The organism is Paraconexibacter algicola (assembly GCF_003044185.1).
Lineage (GTDB): Bacteria > Actinomycetota > Thermoleophilia > Solirubrobacterales > Solirubrobacteraceae > Paraconexibacter > Paraconexibacter algicola.
In genome coordinates, this window is record NZ_PYYB01000001.1 from 193,563 (window position 1) to 209,364 (window position 15,802).

At 74.2% G+C, this 15,802-nt stretch carries 19 protein-coding genes; 7 read left to right on the plus strand and 12 right to left on the minus strand.

Features of this window, described 5'->3' with window-relative positions:
- Positions 1-29: 29 nt before the first annotated feature.
- Positions 30-323: a hypothetical protein gene (locus tag C7Y72_RS00875; protein WP_107566739.1), complete on the minus strand. Its 294-nt coding sequence runs from the start codon at positions 321-323 to the stop codon at positions 30-32.
- Between the two features lie 56 nt (positions 324-379).
- The gene (locus C7Y72_RS00880; RefSeq protein WP_107566740.1) at positions 380-817 is read right to left on the minus strand and encodes an SRPBCC family protein; all 438 of its coding nucleotides are present in this window, start codon (positions 815-817) and stop codon (positions 380-382) included.
- Between the two features lie 161 nt (positions 818-978).
- Between C7Y72_RS00880 and C7Y72_RS00885 the strand changes: the two genes are divergently transcribed.
- Positions 979-2,142 (plus strand): DUF5938 domain-containing protein, encoded by a 1,164-nt coding sequence (locus C7Y72_RS00885; RefSeq protein WP_107566741.1) that lies wholly within the window; start codon positions 979-981, stop codon positions 2,140-2,142.
- Positions 2,143-2,159: 17 nt separating this feature from the next.
- Complete coding sequence (locus C7Y72_RS00890) at positions 2,160-2,522, plus strand: hypothetical protein (RefSeq protein ID WP_107566742.1); 363 nt, start codon at positions 2,160-2,162, stop codon at positions 2,520-2,522.
- 21 nt (positions 2,523-2,543) lie between these two features.
- Here C7Y72_RS00890 and C7Y72_RS00895 read toward each other — a convergent pair whose 3' ends face one another.
- From C7Y72_RS00895 to C7Y72_RS00905, 3 genes are read right to left on the minus strand one after another with little or no spacing between them, the layout of a single operon-like run.
- Positions 2,544-4,031: a TrkH family potassium uptake protein gene (locus C7Y72_RS00895; RefSeq protein ID WP_107566743.1), complete on the minus strand. Its 1,488-nt coding sequence runs from the start codon at positions 4,029-4,031 to the stop codon at positions 2,544-2,546.
- The gene (gene trkA / locus C7Y72_RS00900) at positions 4,028-5,365 is read right to left on the minus strand and encodes a Trk system potassium transporter TrkA (RefSeq protein ID WP_107566744.1); all 1,338 of its coding nucleotides are present in this window, start codon (positions 5,363-5,365) and stop codon (positions 4,028-4,030) included. Before trkA ends, C7Y72_RS00895 begins: the two co-directional genes overlap by 4 nt.
- 4 nt (positions 5,366-5,369) lie before the next feature.
- On the minus strand, positions 5,370-5,750 hold the full coding sequence (locus C7Y72_RS00905; protein WP_107566745.1) for an FKBP-type peptidyl-prolyl cis-trans isomerase: 381 nt from the start codon (positions 5,748-5,750) through the stop codon (positions 5,370-5,372).
- A gap of 40 nt (positions 5,751-5,790) precedes the next feature.
- Here C7Y72_RS00905 and C7Y72_RS00910 point away from each other — a divergent pair, with 40 nt between their 5' ends.
- Positions 5,791-6,753, plus strand: a complete 963-nt coding sequence (locus C7Y72_RS00910; RefSeq protein WP_107566746.1) for an SdiA-regulated/phytase-like domain-containing protein — start codon at positions 5,791-5,793, stop codon at positions 6,751-6,753.
- Positions 6,754-6,843: 90 nt separating this feature from the next.
- Here C7Y72_RS00910 and C7Y72_RS00915 read toward each other — a convergent pair whose 3' ends face one another.
- From C7Y72_RS00915 to rnhA, 3 genes are all read right to left on the minus strand, one after another.
- A complete protein-coding gene (locus C7Y72_RS00915) occupies positions 6,844-7,497 on the minus strand; it encodes a hypothetical protein (protein WP_146175206.1) in 654 nt (217 codons plus the stop codon).
- A 62-nt stretch (positions 7,498-7,559) separates the two neighbouring features.
- Positions 7,560-8,462 (minus strand): crotonase/enoyl-CoA hydratase family protein, encoded by a 903-nt coding sequence (locus C7Y72_RS00920; RefSeq protein WP_107566748.1) that lies wholly within the window; start codon positions 8,460-8,462, stop codon positions 7,560-7,562.
- Complete coding sequence (gene rnhA / locus C7Y72_RS00925) at positions 8,459-8,959, minus strand: ribonuclease HI (protein WP_107566749.1); 501 nt, start codon at positions 8,957-8,959, stop codon at positions 8,459-8,461. The genes C7Y72_RS00920 and rnhA overlap by 4 nt, the downstream gene beginning before the upstream one ends.
- Before the next feature lie 21 nt (positions 8,960-8,980).
- On the opposite strand from rnhA, the gene C7Y72_RS00930 reads away from it, so the two are divergent.
- Both C7Y72_RS00930 and C7Y72_RS00935 read left to right on the plus strand, forming a co-directional pair.
- A complete protein-coding gene (locus C7Y72_RS00930; RefSeq protein ID WP_107566750.1) occupies positions 8,981-9,565 on the plus strand; it encodes a GNAT family N-acetyltransferase in 585 nt (194 codons plus the stop codon).
- Between the two features lie 24 nt (positions 9,566-9,589).
- A complete protein-coding gene (locus C7Y72_RS00935) occupies positions 9,590-9,835 on the plus strand; it encodes a hypothetical protein (RefSeq protein WP_107566751.1) in 246 nt (81 codons plus the stop codon).
- Positions 9,836-9,955: 120 nt separating this feature from the next.
- On the opposite strand, the gene C7Y72_RS00940 is transcribed toward C7Y72_RS00935, so the two are convergent.
- Entirely contained in the window at positions 9,956-10,960 is a 1,005-nt protein-coding gene (locus tag C7Y72_RS00940) for a hypothetical protein (protein ID WP_107566752.1), read from the minus strand.
- Positions 10,961-11,155: 195 nt separating this feature from the next.
- Here C7Y72_RS00940 and C7Y72_RS00945 point away from each other — a divergent pair, with 195 nt between their 5' ends.
- Both C7Y72_RS00945 and C7Y72_RS00950 read left to right on the plus strand, forming a co-directional pair.
- Positions 11,156-11,812 (plus strand): TetR/AcrR family transcriptional regulator, encoded by a 657-nt coding sequence (locus tag C7Y72_RS00945; RefSeq protein WP_107566753.1) that lies wholly within the window; start codon positions 11,156-11,158, stop codon positions 11,810-11,812.
- A 7-nt stretch (positions 11,813-11,819) separates the two neighbouring features.
- Positions 11,820-12,959 carry an acyl-CoA dehydrogenase family protein gene (locus tag C7Y72_RS00950; RefSeq protein WP_107566754.1) on the plus strand — a complete coding sequence of 380 codons (1,140 nt, stop codon included), beginning with the start codon at positions 11,820-11,822 and terminating at the stop codon, positions 12,957-12,959.
- 67 nt (positions 12,960-13,026) lie between these two features.
- Here the strand turns inward: C7Y72_RS00950 and C7Y72_RS00955 are convergent, their stop codons facing one another.
- The 3 genes from C7Y72_RS00955 to C7Y72_RS00965 form a co-directional block, all read right to left on the minus strand.
- Positions 13,027-13,752 carry a ferritin-like domain-containing protein gene (locus C7Y72_RS00955; RefSeq protein WP_158276557.1) on the minus strand — a complete coding sequence of 242 codons (726 nt, stop codon included), beginning with the start codon at positions 13,750-13,752 and terminating at the stop codon, positions 13,027-13,029.
- 141 nt (positions 13,753-13,893) lie between these two features.
- Positions 13,894-14,559 (minus strand): GntR family transcriptional regulator, encoded by a 666-nt coding sequence (locus C7Y72_RS00960; RefSeq protein ID WP_158276558.1) that lies wholly within the window; start codon positions 14,557-14,559, stop codon positions 13,894-13,896.
- On the minus strand, positions 14,531-15,766 hold the full coding sequence (locus C7Y72_RS00965; protein WP_107566757.1) for an MFS transporter: 1,236 nt from the start codon (positions 15,764-15,766) through the stop codon (positions 14,531-14,533). Before C7Y72_RS00965 ends, C7Y72_RS00960 begins: the two co-directional genes overlap by 29 nt.
- Between the last annotated feature and the right edge of the window lie 36 nt (positions 15,767-15,802).

A 15,802-nucleotide genomic window follows, 5' to 3' on the forward strand; every position in this document is an offset into this window, starting at 1 on the left:
TCGGGCGACCTCCGGGCCGCGGAGCGCGCTCAGGCGCCCGCGGCGGGTGCCGAGCCGACCGGCGTGACAGCGGGCCCGGCGGGCGGCGCGACCGGCGCCGGGGCGGGCGCGACGGGCGGGGCGGCCGCGTGCGGCGCCGCGGGCGCGCCCCCACCGCGACGGCCGAGGAGGTACCCGACGACGGCGCCGAGCAGCGCGCCCGCGCCGAGCAGGCTCGTCGCGCGGGCGGGCCGGCGCCGGACCTTGGAGACGGTGCCGTGGGCGGTGTGCGCGACGACCGCCTTGGCCGCCTTGCGCTTGATCAGGGTCTTGGGGCTGCTCATGCCCTGGGGCTACCCGGTCGCCGTCGCGCCTACTCGGCGGTCGGGGCGCGCGGCCGTCAGCGGCGGAGCTTCTCCGCCAGGCCGTCACGCGCGTCGTGCCCGAGGCGCTCGAGGACCCGTCCCATCACCGGGTCGGCGAGCTTGCGCACGCCCTTGAGGGTGACGTCGGCCTCGTAGGTGACGGTGCAGCCGCCGTCGGTCTCGGCCTCGATCGTGATCGTGTCGACCGACACCGCGGACTCGTTCTCCCCGCGCAGGACGATCCGCGAGGGCGCGACGCTCTCGACCGTCTCGTAGTCGAGCTCGGTGTCGTGCCCGGCCACGTGGGTGACGACGCGGTAGCGGCTCCCGACCGTCGCGGGCGGCCCGCCGCCGGTGTGCGTAGACGCCGTGATCGACGGATCCCACTCCTGCACGGTCCGGAAGTCGGCGAGGTAGCGGAACACCTCCTCGGGCGGGCGGTCGGACGTCACGGAGGCGGTGTAGGAGGCCATGACCTCCCGGCTACCCGGGCGCCGAGGCGGGGAACGCGTGCTCGTCCCGCTCCCACCGATCCCCGCCGCCCGGTTTGTGGGGACCCCACGCAGGGCGACCCCGGACCCGGCCGTAGGCTCGCGACCGTCCACCGGAAAACGATGAGGAGACGTTCCCCGCGATGCCCACCACCAAGCCCGTCGTCGTCTACGGCGCCAGCGGCTACACCGGCCGCCTGGTCTGCGAGTACCTGCGCGAGTACCACATCCCGTTCGTCGCCGCCGGACGTGACGCCGGCCGCGTCGAGGAGGCGATGAAGGTCATCCCCGGCATCGAGACCGCCGACTACGAGGTCGCCGCCGTCGACCACACCGTCGAGGCGCTGACCGACCTGTTCACCGGCGCGAAGGTCGTCCTGAACATGGTCGGCCCGTTCATGAAGCTCGGGCCCGAGGCCGTCGAGGCGTCGCTGGCCGCCGGCTGCCACTACTCGGACACCAACGGCGAGCAGGACTGGATGATCGTCTGCGACGAGCAGTGGGGTCCGAAGTTCGCGGAGAAGGGCCTGCTGATCGCCCCGGGCGTCGCGCAGATGTACACGACCGGCGAGATCGCGGCGAACATCGCGCTCGAGACGCCGGGCCTCGACACGCTCGACATCCTCGTGCTGTGGAAGGGCTTCCCGACCGTCGCGTCGACCGCGACGATCTTCGAGAACCTGCTCTCCCCCCGCCACTACCTCGAGCAGAACCAGTACCAGCCGTGGACGGTCGAGCCGCACGAGGTCGTCGTGCCCGGCCAGCACGAGCTCGCGCTGGCGCTGGAGTGGGGCGGCACCGCCCACCCGGTGTGGTTCAAGCGCGACCCGCGCGTCGCGAACGTCAAGGCGCTCGGCGGCCTGTTCGACCGCGAGCGGATGAAGGGCGTCATCGAGGGCGCCGGCCAGGTCGCCGCGCAGGCGGCCGAGATGAGCCCGGACGAGGCGAAGGCGTTCCTGGCGCAGGTCGCCGCCCAGACCCAGTCGGAGATGCCGCCGCGCGAGAACCAGCGGGTCAACATCTCGCTGGACTCGGTCCACGCGTCGGGGCCGTCGGGCCGCGTGCACGTCGTGCTCAACGGCACCTGCAACTACAAGCAGACCGGTCTGCTGCAGGCGTACGTCGCGCACTGCCTGATCCACGGCTCGACCCGCCGCGCGGGGTTCGCGTCCGCCTGCCAGGCGTTCGGTCACCGCGAGCTGCTCGCCTGCCTGACCGCGTTCGGCCTGATGGCGCCGCCGTCGATCTCCGGGCACGTCGCGCCGGTCGCCACCGTGGCGCCCGCGAACTCCTACGGGGTCCTGTAGGCGGGCATACTGCCCCCGTGGGCAAGGAGCACTCGCGCAGCTTCACGGCGTCGCTGGACATCCCGGTGACGCCGTGGGACGTCTACGAGCTGTTGGCGGACGCCGACCAGCAGACCCAGTGGCGCGACCGCTTCGCGCCCTTCCAGGACGTCACCCGGGCCGAGCCGTACACGTTGGTCGCGTACGGCAACGGCCTGGTCTTCGGCATCGAGCCGGGGCCGGAGGGGTCCGGCACCACCCTGACGGTGTCGAAGTCGTGGGAGAGCTCGGGCGCGATGGGCGCGATCGGGCTGCGCCTGTTCGGCAAGAAGGCCCAGGAGGAGGAGCTGCTCGCGCTGCTGCGCCGCGTCGAGTCGGTCCTCCTGTACGACGGGATCTAGGCGCGCCCGGCGCGGGTGTCGTCAGGCGACGTTGCGCCGCCAGAACGCCGGGGTGAGCAGGACGAGCACGGTCAGCACCTCGAGGCGGCCGGCGAGCATGAGGAACATGAGGACGACGCGGGCGCCCTCGGGGATCGCCTGGAAGTTCTCGGTCGCCCCGACGTCCCCGAGCCCGGTCCCCAGCAGCGCGAGGCACGCGGCGGCGCTCGTGGCCGCGCTGAGCAGGTCGAGTCCGGCGACGAGCATCGCGAACGTCCCGGCGATCGCGACGAGGAAGTACACGACGGTGAAGCCCAGGACGGCCCGCCGGACCTCCTCGCTGAACACCTTGCCGCGCGTGCGCAGCACCTGCACGGCGCGCGGGCGCAGCTGGCGCGTGAGCTCCTGCCCGACGGTCTTGCCCAGCAGCATCGCGCGGACGACCTTGATGCCGCCGGAGGTCGAGCCCGCGCAGCCGCCGATGAACATCAGCAGCAGCAGGTGCGAGCGGGCGTAGTCGGGCCAGAGGTCGAAGTCGTCGGTGAGGAAGCCGGTGCCCGACCCGACCGACGCGACGGTGAACGCGGCGGCGCGCAGTCCGTCCCAGACGCCGTCGTACTGGTCGGCGAGCACGAGCGACGCGGTGACCGCCGCGGTGCTGCCGAGCAGGATCAGCAGGAACCCGCGGACCTCGGCGGCCTGCGGCCACAGGCTGTCGCCGCGCAGCGCCCGCCAGTAGAACGCGAAGTTGATCCCGGAGGCGATCATGAAGACGATCGCGACGAGCTCGACGGCGAGGCTGTCGAACGCGCCGATCGACGCGCTGCGGGTCGAGAAGCCCCCGGAGGAGATCGTCGTGAGGATGTGGTTGATCGCGTCGAACGGGCCCATCCCGGCGGCCCAGTAGGCCCCGAACCCGACGAGCGTCAGCCCGCCGTAGATGCCGCAGATGATCTTCGCGGTGTCCGCGATCCGCGGGGTGAGCCGCTCCGCGGTGACGCCGGAGGTCTCGGCGTGGAAGATCCGCTGGGTCGCGAGACCGGCGGCGGGCGCGATCGCGACGACGAGCACGACGATGCCGACGCCGCCGAGCCACTGGGAGAGGCTGCGCCACAGCAGGATCGACTCGGGGGCGGCCTCGACGTCGACGAGGGTGGAGCCGGTGGTGGTGAACCCGGCCATGCTCTCGAAGAGGCCGTCGACGAGCCGCGGGAGCGTGCCCTCGAGCAGGAACGGCGCCGCGCCCGCCGCGCCGGCGGCGAGCCACGCGAGCGTCACGGCGAGGAAGCCGTCGCGGGCGCGCAGCGGCACGGTCCGGGTCCGGCGCGCCGCGAGGAAGCCGAGCCCGGCGAGCGGCAGCAGCACGGCGGCGGGCACCAGGAACGAGCTCGTGGTCCCGTCGTCGTGCGCGACCGCGTGCAGCGCGCAGACGAGCATGCCGAGCGCGAGCGCCCCGAGCACGCCGGAGACGACCGGCAGGATCAGGCCCCAGTTGAACCCGGGTCCGACGCGCAGCACCGGACCGCTCACGCGTCAAACGCGGCGGCGATCGCGCTGGTGCCGCGCCGCGCGTTGAAGGTGATGACGCGGTCCCCGGCCTGGACGGCCTCGCAGTCGGCGGGGAAGAGGACCCGGTCGCGGCGCACGACCGCGGCGACGCGCGTGGTGGCGAGCGACTCCGCGGCCTTGATCGACTTGCCGTCCGCCTTGCAGCCCGCGTCGACGGTGACGTCGGTCAGCTCGCCGCCGCCGAGCAGCAGGTGGATCGCCTCGACGTTGTCGCCGCGCACCACCCGCAGGATCGCCTCGGCGGTGACGAGGCGCGGGGAGAACCCGGCGTCGATGTGGAGCGCGTCGACGAGCGGCGTGTACTCCTCGCGCGAGACGACCGCGAGGCTGAGGCCGGCGCCGAGCTGCTTGGCGTTCAGCGCCGCGAGGAGGTTCGCGCGGTCGTCGCCCGCCGCGGCGACGAACGCGCCGGCCTGGTCGACGCCGTGGGCGAGCAGCGCGTCCTTGCCGATGCCCTCCTCGTGCAGGACGGTCGCGCGCCGCAGCACCTCGGCGACCTCGCGCGCGCGCTCGATCTCGCTCTCCATGACCGTCACGTCGAACTTGCCGGTCGCCTCCAGGCGCTTGGCGAGCGGCAGCCCGATGCGGCCGCCGCCGAAGATCACGACGTCCCGGACCTGCCGGGTGTGCCCGGCGATGTGGCTGACCACGGAGCCGATGTCCTCGCGCGCCGCGGCGACGATGATGTGGTCGCCGGCGCGCGGGCGCAGGCCCGGCTCGGCGGCGACGACGCGGGTGTCGCGGATCAGCCCGACGATCTGGTGCGGGAGGGCGGCGCGGCGCTCGCGGATCGCGCGGCCGATGAGCGGCGAGCGATCGCTGACGACGCACTCCGCGACGGCGACGCGACCGTTGCCGAAGTGCTCGACGTGCACGGCGCCGGGGAGCAGGATCGCCTCCGCGAGGTCCTCGGCGGTCGCGCGCTCCGGGTGGATGACGAAGTCGATCCCGAGCACGTCGCGCGCGAAGCCCTCGTCCTCCCCGAAGTAGTCGGGGTCACGGACGCGCGCCACGGTCTTGCCGGCCCCGAGCTGGTGGGCCGCGAGCGCGGTGATGACGTTGCTCTCGTCGCTGGCGGTGACCGCGACGACGAGGTCGGCGTCGTCGGCCCCGACCTCCTTGAGGAAGCGTGGGGAGGCGCCGTTGCCGAGCACCACGAGCGCGTCGAGCTCGGACTGCAGGGCCTCGGCCCGGCCGGGGTCCTGCTCGACGACGGTGACCGCGTGGCGCTCGGCGCTGAGGGTGCGGGCGACGTGCAGCCCGACCTCCCCCAGCCCGACGACGATGACCTTCACGGGATCAGCGGACGCCGATCAGGTCGACGACGAAGACGAGCGTCTCGTCCGGCCCGATCACCCCGCCGGCGCCGCGCTTGCCGTAGGCGAGCATCGGCGGGATCGTGATGCGGCGGCGGCCCCCGACCTTCATGCCGGCGACGCCCTGGTCCCAGCCCTGGATGACCTGGCCGCGACCGAGCGGGAACTTGAACGTGTCGCCGCGGTCCCAGGACGCGTCGAACTGGCGGCCGGTGCTCCAGGACACGCCGACGTAGTGGACCTCGACGACCTTCCCGGCGACCGCCTCGTCGCCGTCGCCGACGACCAGGTCCTCGAGCTCGAGCTGGTAGGACGGGTCGGTCCCGACGGGGACCTCGACGACGGGCTTCTCGCTGGATGACATGCGCCGGGACGCTACCGGGTCGCGCGCGATACTCCCTGCGGTGCACCGTCCCGCCCTCCTCGCCGTCCTGCTGCTGCTCGCCGGGTGCGGCGGCTCCGACGCGCCCGTCGCACCCCCGGCGGCGCCGGCCCCGGCCGCGTCGGCGACCGCCACCCCCGCCCCAACCGCGACCGCGACCCCGCGCCCGCCCGCGCGCCCGGCGCTGTGCCGGGCCACGCGCGGGATCGAGATGGGCACGCTGGTCGACGCCGCCCTCGACGAGGTCAGCGGCCTCGTGTACCGCGGCACCCGCTACTGGGCCGTCGAGGACTCCGGCGGCCCCGCCTCCCTGTTCGCGCTCTCCGGGGACGGCGTCCCGTTCGGGACGATGGCCCTCGCCGGCGCGGCGAACGTCGACTGGGAGGACCTCGCCGCCGGCCCGGGACCGGACAGCGTGCCGTCGCTGTACGTCGGTGACATCGGCGACAACGGCGCGGTCCGGTCCGACGGCGTGCAGGTCTACCGGGTGCCGACGCCGCCCGCGGGCGCGATCCCCGGCAGCGCCCCGGCGGCGGCGCTCACGCTGCGCTACCCCGACGGGCCGCAGGACGCCGAGGCGCTGCTCGTCGACCCGGTCCGGGACGAGCTGGTCGTGGTGACGAAGCGGGCGCTGGGTGCGCGCGTCTACCGAGGCGGGCCGCAGTCGGCGCTCGCCGCCCCGGGGTCGACGGTGGCGCTGCAGGACCGCCGCCGCGTCGACCTGGGCATCGTCACCGCCGGTGACGTCTCGCCCGACGGCCGGCTCGTCGCCCTGCGGTCCTACGGCACGCTGGCGGTCTGGCGGCGCCGCGGCGACGAGCCGCTGACCGCGACGCTCGCGCGGGCCGCGACGTGCCGCGCGCCGGCGGACCTCTCGGTCGAGGGGCAGGGCGAGACGCTCGCGCTGCTGCGCGAGGGCCGCGCGGCCGTCACGCTCCCGGAGGGCGCGGGCGCGACCTTCCGGATCTACGAGCCGCCGCGCTGACCGCGGGCCGCGCGCGGCCCCTCGGCGGCGGATCCGCTCGCAGTCGCGGGCCCGGTCGCCGGGGCCGAGGATGGCCCGGCGTGCCGCGCCTCAGACCTTGCGCGCGCGTTCGGCGTCGGCCGTCTTCACGAGGTACCGCGCGACCTTGAGCGTCACGGCGCGGGCGCGCGCGTGGTCGATGTCGAGGCCGTCGTCGGCGACCGCGTCCTGGGCCTTCGCGACGAGCCCGTCGCGCAGGCGGTTGGTGGCGCGCAGGACCCCGGGCGCCTCGCGCCGGGCCCACGCGGCGAGGTCGCCGTCCTCGAGCTTCTCGAGCACCGCCCAGCCGTCGAGGACCGACGCGATCTCGCGGTGCGTGCGCAGCGCGATGTCCGCGACCCGCTGGTCGTCGTTGCCGGCGAGCGCGCGGCGCTGGTCGTCGATCCCCAGGCGCAGGTCACCGACCATCCGGCCGGCGGCGCGCAGGTCCGTGACCGACCGCGCGCCGTCGAGCAGGTCCATCGCGGCGTCCATGCTGCGCGCGTCCTTCGCGAGCTCCCCGCTCGCGGCGCCCGCGCCGGAGCCGGCGCCGAGGTCCAGGGCACCGGCGACGCTGGCCCAGGTCGCCACGAGCAGGCCGACGATCAGGGTGAGGAGCAGCGCGTTGCCGACCCGTCGTGCCCGCGGCGTCCCGGCGGTCGGCGCCGTGGCGGCGTCGCCGTCGGCGGCCGGCGGGGAGGCCTGGGTGGTCGGCTGCTCGGGCACGACCACCGTCTACCCTCCACGGGCGCACGGCAACCCTCGTCGCGGTTCGACGGTGCGCCGAACTACGGCTCGATGACGTTTCCGGGGTCGGGCTGCTCCGACGGCGGCGCCTGGGAGTAGTCGCTGAACGCCCCGTCGCGCTCTTGCACGACCGCGCCGACCCCCTCCTCCTGCGCGAGCGCGACGAAGCGGCGCGCGTCCGGGGTGTTGCGCATCAGCCCGTCGAGGATCGGGCCGAGCGTCTGCGTCGAGGCGAGCCCCATCTGCTCGTAGGCGTGGTTGACCACGAGCTTCTGCGCGGCCAGCTGCGAGGACGGGATCGACGCGAGCTGCGCGGCGCGCCGGGCGACCGTCGCCTCGAGCTCGGCGAACGGGACCGCCTCGTTGACCAGCCCGGCGTCGGCGGCCTCGCGGCCCGACAGGGCGCGGCCGAGCAGCGCGTGCTCCTTGGCCTTGGCGAGCCCGAGGCGGTAGATCCACATGCCGCTGAGCGCGGCACCCCACATGCGCGAGTACGGGGTCCCGATCCGCGCGTCCTCGCTGGCGATGACGAGGTCGCCGCAGAGCGCGAAGTCGCTGCCGCCGCCGACGCACCAGCCGTGGACCTGGACGATCACGGGCTTCGGGGTGCGCCAGACGCTCATGAACTTCTGGGTCGGGGCGTGCAGCTGGCTCGTCGCGAACGCGAAGTCCTTGCCGGGGTCCCAGGCGCCGTCGGTCGTGATCTGCTCGTCCCAGTGGTGGAAGCCGCCGCCGAAGTCGTAGCCGGCGCAGAACGAGCGGCCGATCCCGCGGACCACGAGCACCTTCACGTCGGGGTCGTGCGAGGCGCGGGTGACCGCGTCCTGGACCTCGTCGGGCATCGGCGGGACGATCGTGTTGAGCCGGTCCGGCCGGTTGAGCGAGACGGTCGCGACGCGGGTCTGCGGGTCGACCGCGTAGAGGATCGTCTCGTAGGCGCTCATCGCACCGCGGCCTCCGCGGCGGCGACGGCGAGCTGGTCGGCGCGCTCGTTGAGCTCGGTGCCGACGTGGCCCTTGACCCAGTGCCAGCGCACCTGCTCGTGACGCCCGACCTCCGCGTCGAGCGCCTCCCACAGCTCCTTGTTCTTCACGGGCGCCCCGCCGGCCGTCTTCCAGCCCTTGCGCTTCCAGCCGTGGATCCACGAGGTGATCCCGTCCAGCAGGTAGCGGGAGTCGGTGACGACGCACGCCCGCGAGCCCGGCGGCAGCGACCGCAGGCCCTCGAGCGCCGCGCTCATCTCCATGATGTTGTTCGTGGTGTGGGCGAGGCCGCCACTGTGCTCCTCGACCTCCCCGTCGGGCCAGACGACGAGCGCCGCCCAGCCGCCGGGTCCCGGGTTGCCCTGGCAGGCCCCGTCGGTCCAGATCAGCACCTCGCCCTCCTGGGGCTCGGGCATGGTCCCGGGGAGCTTCGCGGCACGGCGTCGGGGAGCAGGCATCGCGCGGACCATAATGGGCGGGTGCTCCGCCACGCCGATCCCGGCCGCGACGGCGCCGCGTGCGCCGCGATCTACCGCCCGTACGTCGAGGACGGCGTCGCCTCGTTCGAGCTGACCGCCCCGGACGCCGGGACGATGGCGGCGCGGATCCGCACGTGCGCGGCCTCGCACGCGTTCCTCGTCGCCGAGCGCGGGGGCGGGGTCGTGGGCTTCGCCTACGCCGCCGCGCACCGGGAGCGCGCCGCGTACCGCTGGTCGTGCGACGTGAGCGTGTACCTCGACGCCGCCGTCCACCGCCAGGGGGTCGGGCGGGAGCTGTACACCGGGCTCCTGTCGCTGCTGCGCCGCCAGGGCCTGTACCGGGTCCACGCGGGGATCGCGCTGCCGAACGCGGCGAGCGTCGGGCTGCACGAGGCGTTCGGCTTCCGCGCGGTCGGGACCTACGCCGGGGTCGGCTACAAGCACGGCGCCTGGCGGGACGTCCTGTGGCTGCAGCTCGACCTCCGACCGGACGCCCCACGGACCGCCGCGCCCGCCGAGCCGCTCGGTCCCCAGCGACTCCCCGGGCCCTCAGGAAACTCTGAGGTGGCGGATACGTCGCCTTGAGGTTCGGGGTGGAGGATCCGGCCCATGCTCTCCCTCTCTCCCGTCCAGCCCCTCCCCCTCGAGCACCGCGAGACGCTCGCCGAGACCGCCGCGCAGGCGGCCGGCGGCGGCGCCGTCGTGGGGCTCGTCCAACTCGCCGACGGTCGCACGTGGCACGCGACCGTGGTGACTGCTGACGGCATCGTCGACGTCCGCCTGGACCCGACGGTGCGGTCGGCGGTGGTGGTGCCCAGACCCGGCGAGGTCTCCGGGCACCGCGACGCGGCCTGACTCCCGGCGGGGCAGCGGCTGGTCCCCCTGCCCCACGGCCGCGTCCCTGTGGACGCACGACGGCCCCCGGCGCGCTGAGGCGTCCGGGGGCCGTTCGCGTTGCGGCGGATGGAGCGGGTGCTACTCGGTGATCTGGAGGTAGAACCGCTTGCGGGCGCCCGCGGCGGTCACGGTGCCGTCGCTGTTGCGCGGCGAGATCACGATCGTGTCGTTGTTCTCGGTGTTGTCCGGGGCGCAGTTGATCGAGGCCAGGCCGCAGGCGCCGATCGACAGCTCGCCGCCGAAGTTGCTGGCGACGCCACCCTGGTTGGTGTTCTGGATCGCGATCGTGCCGGTCAGACCGCGGCTGCGGGCGTCCGCACCGGTGTTGACGTACACGTTCTGGTTGCCCGCGGGGTTCCCGCCGCCCGGGTAGGCGGTGACGACGGAGAAGCCGCCGGACTGCGACTCGATCTCGCCCTGCTCGTTGATCAGCGCCCAGCGGGTCTTCAGGCCCGCCGAGTCGACGCCGTCGACGGTGTCGGCGTCGAGGCCGGCCTTGGCGCGGGAGGCGGCGACGATGTCGGCGGCGTTGGCACCGTCGACGCGGTCGGCGTTGAGGCCGGTGGCGACGCCGGTCGCGTTCGTGGTGAACGGCTTCTTCGTGTCCCCGCCGGAGCCGGCGTTGATCGTGCCGACGGTCGTACCGTTGGTCGCGTTGAACTCGAAGGCGAAGCCGGTCGAGAGGTTGTTCGCGCGCACGCACGGGTTCTTCGGCGGCGACGCGGCGCTGCCGCCCTCGGTGGACCGGCAGCCGTAGACGGCGCCACCACCGGTGCTCGACAGGTTCGACTGCCGGGTCGAGTAGCCGCCGGTGAGGCCGGTGCTCGAGTTGATGTTGGAGATGATCTGGGTCTCCTGCGTGGTCGTGCCGTTGCGCACGCCCTCGCGGAGGTTGCCGCCGGTGGCGGCGTCGACGACGCCGGTGATGCCGATCGCGGCGACCGCGGTGGCCGCGACCACGTTGCGGGTCCGGGCGCCGCGGCCGAGGCCGAAGCGGCGCTTGCGCGGGGTGGCGTCCTGCTCGCCGCCCGCGTACTCCTCGTTCCACGCGTCGTCGAACGCGTGCTGGTCGAACTTCGTCATGAGACAGACAACCCTTCGTGAGTTTGCTGGGTCCACGTCCCGGAATGCCCGGCGCGCGCCAAAGTTGCGCCATGACGTCGCAGAAACGGCACCGCGCCGCTGCATCCGGAGGCCGCGGGCGGCATCGCGCCCGCTCCTGGCAGGGCGCCAACAAGCTCTTGGCAGGGTGCCAACAAGGCTGCTACGGTCCCCGCGATGGGCTCGCCGTCCTCCACCCCCCGCTGGACGCGCCTCGAGCACGACGAGCGTCGCGAGCAGATCCTGGCCTGTGCCCGGCGCCTCTTCCGCGATCGCCACTACAGCGCCGTCTCGACCACCGAGATCGCCGCCGAGGCCGGCGTCGCCCGCGGCCTGCTGCACCACTACTTCGGCACCAAGCGCGACCTTTACGCCGAGGTCGTCCGCACGATGGTCCGCCTGCCGCCGCCGCTCCCCGGCGACGACGTCCGGCAGCGCCCGATCCCCGACATCCTCGACGCGACGATCCATGGCTGGCTCACGATGGTCAGCCGCAACCGCGAGACCTGGTTCGCCGCCGTCGGCGCCGAGGGACTGGGCCCCGATCCCGAGATCGAGCGCATCCTCGAGGAGGCCCGCGAGGGCATCGTCGACCGCTGGATCGAGATCCTCGCCGCGCGCCACCCCGACGCCCCCCAGGACGTCGTGGCCCCGGCGCGCGCCGCGATCCGCAGCCACATCGCCCTCGCCGAGTCCGCGACCCGCGAGTGGCTCGTCCGCGGCCGCCTCTCGCGCGAGCAGACCCACACCCTGATCGTCCGGACGATGCTCGCCCTCCTCGAGGACGTGATCCCGGCGATCGCCACCCCCCTCACCGACCCCGAAGGAGCCTGACACCCTCATGGCCATCACGCTGACCAACGAGCAGCAGGACTTCGTCGCGGCGATCCGCGACTTCTGCGCGCGCGAGTGCGGCACCCGCGAGCAGCGCGATGCGCTCGACAGCCGCCAGCACCCGCACAACGCCGAGATCTACAAGAAGATGGCCGACCTCGGCTGGCTCGGCGTCGCGATCCCGGAGGAGCACGGCGGCTCCGGCGGCGGGCTCGTCGACCTCTGCCTGTTCCTCGAGGAGACGGCGCGCGGCATGGCCCCGATCGGCGGCTTCGGCGTGACGATGATCGTCGCCGGCACCTACGAGCGGTTCGGCACCCCGGAGCAGAAGGACCGCATCCTCGGCGGCATCGCCACCGGCACGCTCGAGGCGATCGCGATGAGCGAGCCCGAGTCGGGCTCCGACGTCGGCTCGCTGAAGTGCAAGGCGGTCCGCGAGGGCGACGAGTACGTCATCAACGGCCAGAAGACCTGGATCAGCGAGGCGCACCTGTCCGAGCACATCCTGCTCGTCTGCCGCACGGACGGCTCGGGCGCCAAGCACGAGGGCATCTCGATGATCGAGGTCCCCGCCGACGCCCCCGGCGTCGACATCCGGCGGATCGAGACGATGGGCGGCGAGGTCGTCAACGACGTCTTCTTCACCGACGTGCGCGTCCCGGTCGAGAACGTCCTGGGCCAGGAGGGCAACGGCTGGATGCAGCTGATGTCGGGCCTCAACGTCGAGCGCCTGATCATCGCCGCGCTCGCCCTCGGCATGGCCGAGCGCGCGTTCGACGACCTCCTCGCCTACGTCAAGGAGCGCGAGCAGTTCGGCCGGCCGATCGGCAGCTTCCAGGCCCTGCGCCACCGGATCGCGGACCTCGCGACCGAGCTCGAGTGCTGCCGGCTGCTGACCTACGACGTGGCTCAGCAGGTCGACGCGAACCCCGGGGCGATGTTCCCGCGCGAGGCGTCGATGGCCAAGCTCAAGTGCACCGAGGTCGCCAAGGCGGTGACCCTCGAGGGCATGCAGATGATGGGCGGCTACGGCTACGCGACCGAGTACGACATGGAGCTGCACGTCCGGCGCAGCCTCGTGATGACGATCCTCGGCGGCACCTCCGAGGTGCAGCGCGAGATCATCGGCAAGACCTACGGGCTCTAGGACCACGAAGGGCCCGGCCGTCCTGGCCGGGCCCTCCGGGCGGGTCCAATCCGCGGGGTGGGGGCGGCTACTTGATGAAGCCGGTGTCCCCGACGATCTTCAGGACGCTCTTCTCGCTCTTGGGCGCGTCGAACGACGCCGGCGCCGGCAGGTCCTTCGTGGCCGTGCTCGGGTTGGCGCCGTGGTTGAGGAAGCGGATCCACGCGGCGTGGCGGGCCTCGACGGAGTGGATCGCGAGCGCGGCCTGGACGACGGCGCGCTGGGCGACGTTCGGGCCCTGGCCGGCGTAGGCGGAGACGCCCGTGTCCTCGAGCGCCTGCGCGGTCGCCTGGAACTTCGCGGGATCGGTGACGGTGTCGCCGAAGTCGAAGGTCGGCTTCTTGACCGCCTTCGAGCCGAGCACGGCGCGAAGCTGCTTGACGTGCGCGGCCTCGTGCAGCTGCGTGATCGTCGCGAACTTGCCGATCTGGTCGTTGGCGAACGGCTTGTTCTGCAGGGCCGCGAGGTAGAACTCGTTCTCGAGGTACTCGAGGGTCAGCGCGTAGTTCAGGATCTTCACGTCGTTGGCCTTCGACGGGCGCTTCGTGGAGATCGCGGCGAGCGCCGGATGGGCGAAGCCGCTGAACAGGACGCTGCCGGCGACGAACGTGCCACCGCCGACCGCGCCGCGGCGCAGAAAGGTCGCGCGGTCGATGCCGGCGGCCTCGGCCGTCTCGCGGATGGCGCCGTCGACGTCGACGGTCTCGAGCGTGATGTGGGACGGGTCGGACCCGTTGCTGCGCTTGGGGAACATGTTGGGTGTTCTGCCCGACCACCCCGAGTGGATGCCTCCGCGGGCCAGCTCGGCGTGCGGACGCTCGGCGAGTGGACCGGTGCCACGAACTGCGACCGCGGTCGTATTCCGGTGCATCGCGATGCTCCGGAAGGCGACGCGTCAGCCGTCGGCCGTGAGGGCCGCGCGCACGCTGCCCTCGCCCTCCCGCAGGTGACGCCGCAGCGCCGCCGGACCGTCGTCCTCGAGCGCGTCGAGCAGCTCGCGGTGGTGCTGCGCCATCGTCGCGGGCGTCCACAGCGGGCGCAGCGCGATGACGAACAGCCGGATCTCGCCCGACAGGCGCGCGTACGCCTCGGCGATGCGGCGGCTCTCCCCCGCGTGCACGAGCGCCTCGTGCACCCCCTCGTGCGCCTCGACCACCCGGCGCCACGCCGGTCGACGGGCCGCGCACACCGCGTCGAGCCGGGCGACCGCCGCGTGCACCGGGGCCGCGACCCGACCGTCGTGCCGCTCGAGCATCCGGTGGGCGGACTCGAGCTCGAGCGCGGCCCGCACCTCGAAGAGCCCGCGCAGCCGCTCGACGTCGAGCGCCGCGACCGCGGCCCCCCGGTTGCGCTCGACGGAGACGAGCCCCTCGTCCTGGAGCGTGCGCAACGCCATCCGGGCGGTGTGGCGCGCGCAGTCGAACTCGTCGACGAGCACGCGTTCGACGAGGCGGTCGCCGGGGGCCAGCGCGCCGTCGAGGATGCGGGCGCGCAGCGCCGCCACGACCTCGGCGACCGCGCCGGCGGTCGGGTCAGCGGGAGCTGGTCGCGAGGCGGGCATCGACCGCCGATGGTGCCGCATCCCGCGGCGGGACGGCGGGCCTCGGCGCCGCGGCGAGGAACCAGCGGGCGGCGACGAGCGCCGCGAGCGTCCAGGCCCCGGCGCACAGCCCGAGCACCACGGTCCACGCGGCGCCGGTGGCGGCGACGGCACCGCCGACGGCGGCGCCGGTCCACATCGACGTGTAGAGGCCGCCGAGCGCCCGGCCGTGCACGGCCGCCGGGGCGCTGCGCACGACCTGGAGGCCGACGAGGGTCAGGTAGCACCAGTAGGCCAGCGAGAAGGCGGCGACGCCCACGACCGCCGCGCCGGGTGCCCCCGTCGACGCGGCTACGGCCAGCCCGGCGATCCCGACGGCGAGGACGGCGACCATCGGACCGCGCGGCCCACGGCGGTCGGCGACGCCGGCGACGACCCCGGTGAGCACCATGCCCAGCAGGCCCCCGACGAGCGGGACCGCACGGGCGCCGCTCTCGGAGAGACCGGCCCCGTCGGGCCCGAGCAGCGGGGCGGCGCGGGTGACGACGGTCCAGTAGGCGATGAGGACGAGGAACGCGCAGGCGTAGGCGGAGAGCAGCCCGGGGGTCGGCCGCAGCGCCGCGGCGGGCGCGCGGCCCGGGACGGCAGGACGGCCGGTGGGCGCCGCCGCAGGGGCCGGCGCGACGGTCAGCGTGGCGACGGCGGCGAGGCCGACCAGCGGAAGGCCGATCGCGCCGAGCGCGAGCGTCGCGGTCGCGCCGAGGGGCCCCTCCGCGAGTCCGGCGAGCAGCGGGACGAGCAGCGTGCCCACCGCGACGGCGACGCTCATGCCGCCGATCGACCGGCCGGCGCGCCCCGGGCCGCCGAGCCGCGCGAGGGCGGCCTGCGCGGCGGGCGGGAAGCCGGCCGCGGCCAGACCCTCGAGCGCCCGGCCGACGAGCCAGCCGCCGTCCCCGAGCGGCAGCAGCAGCACGACGCCGCCGACGAGCAGCAGCAGCGTCGAGGCGCGCATCGCGGCGGGCGCGCCGTGACGGTCGGCCCAGGCGCCCCAGGGGAGGAAGGCGAGGGCGAACGCGGCACAGAAGGGGACGACCGACCAGGCGGGGTCGTCGGGCGCGCGGCCGCCGTCGAGCGCGGCGGCGAAGGCCGCGATGCCGTACACGACGGCCGCGCCGGTCCAGATCCGCAACGGCGCGCGGCGGGACGATTGTTCAACAATCGAGGGCACGTGGCGAGGCTAGCAGCCCCGCCGCGTGATTGTCCA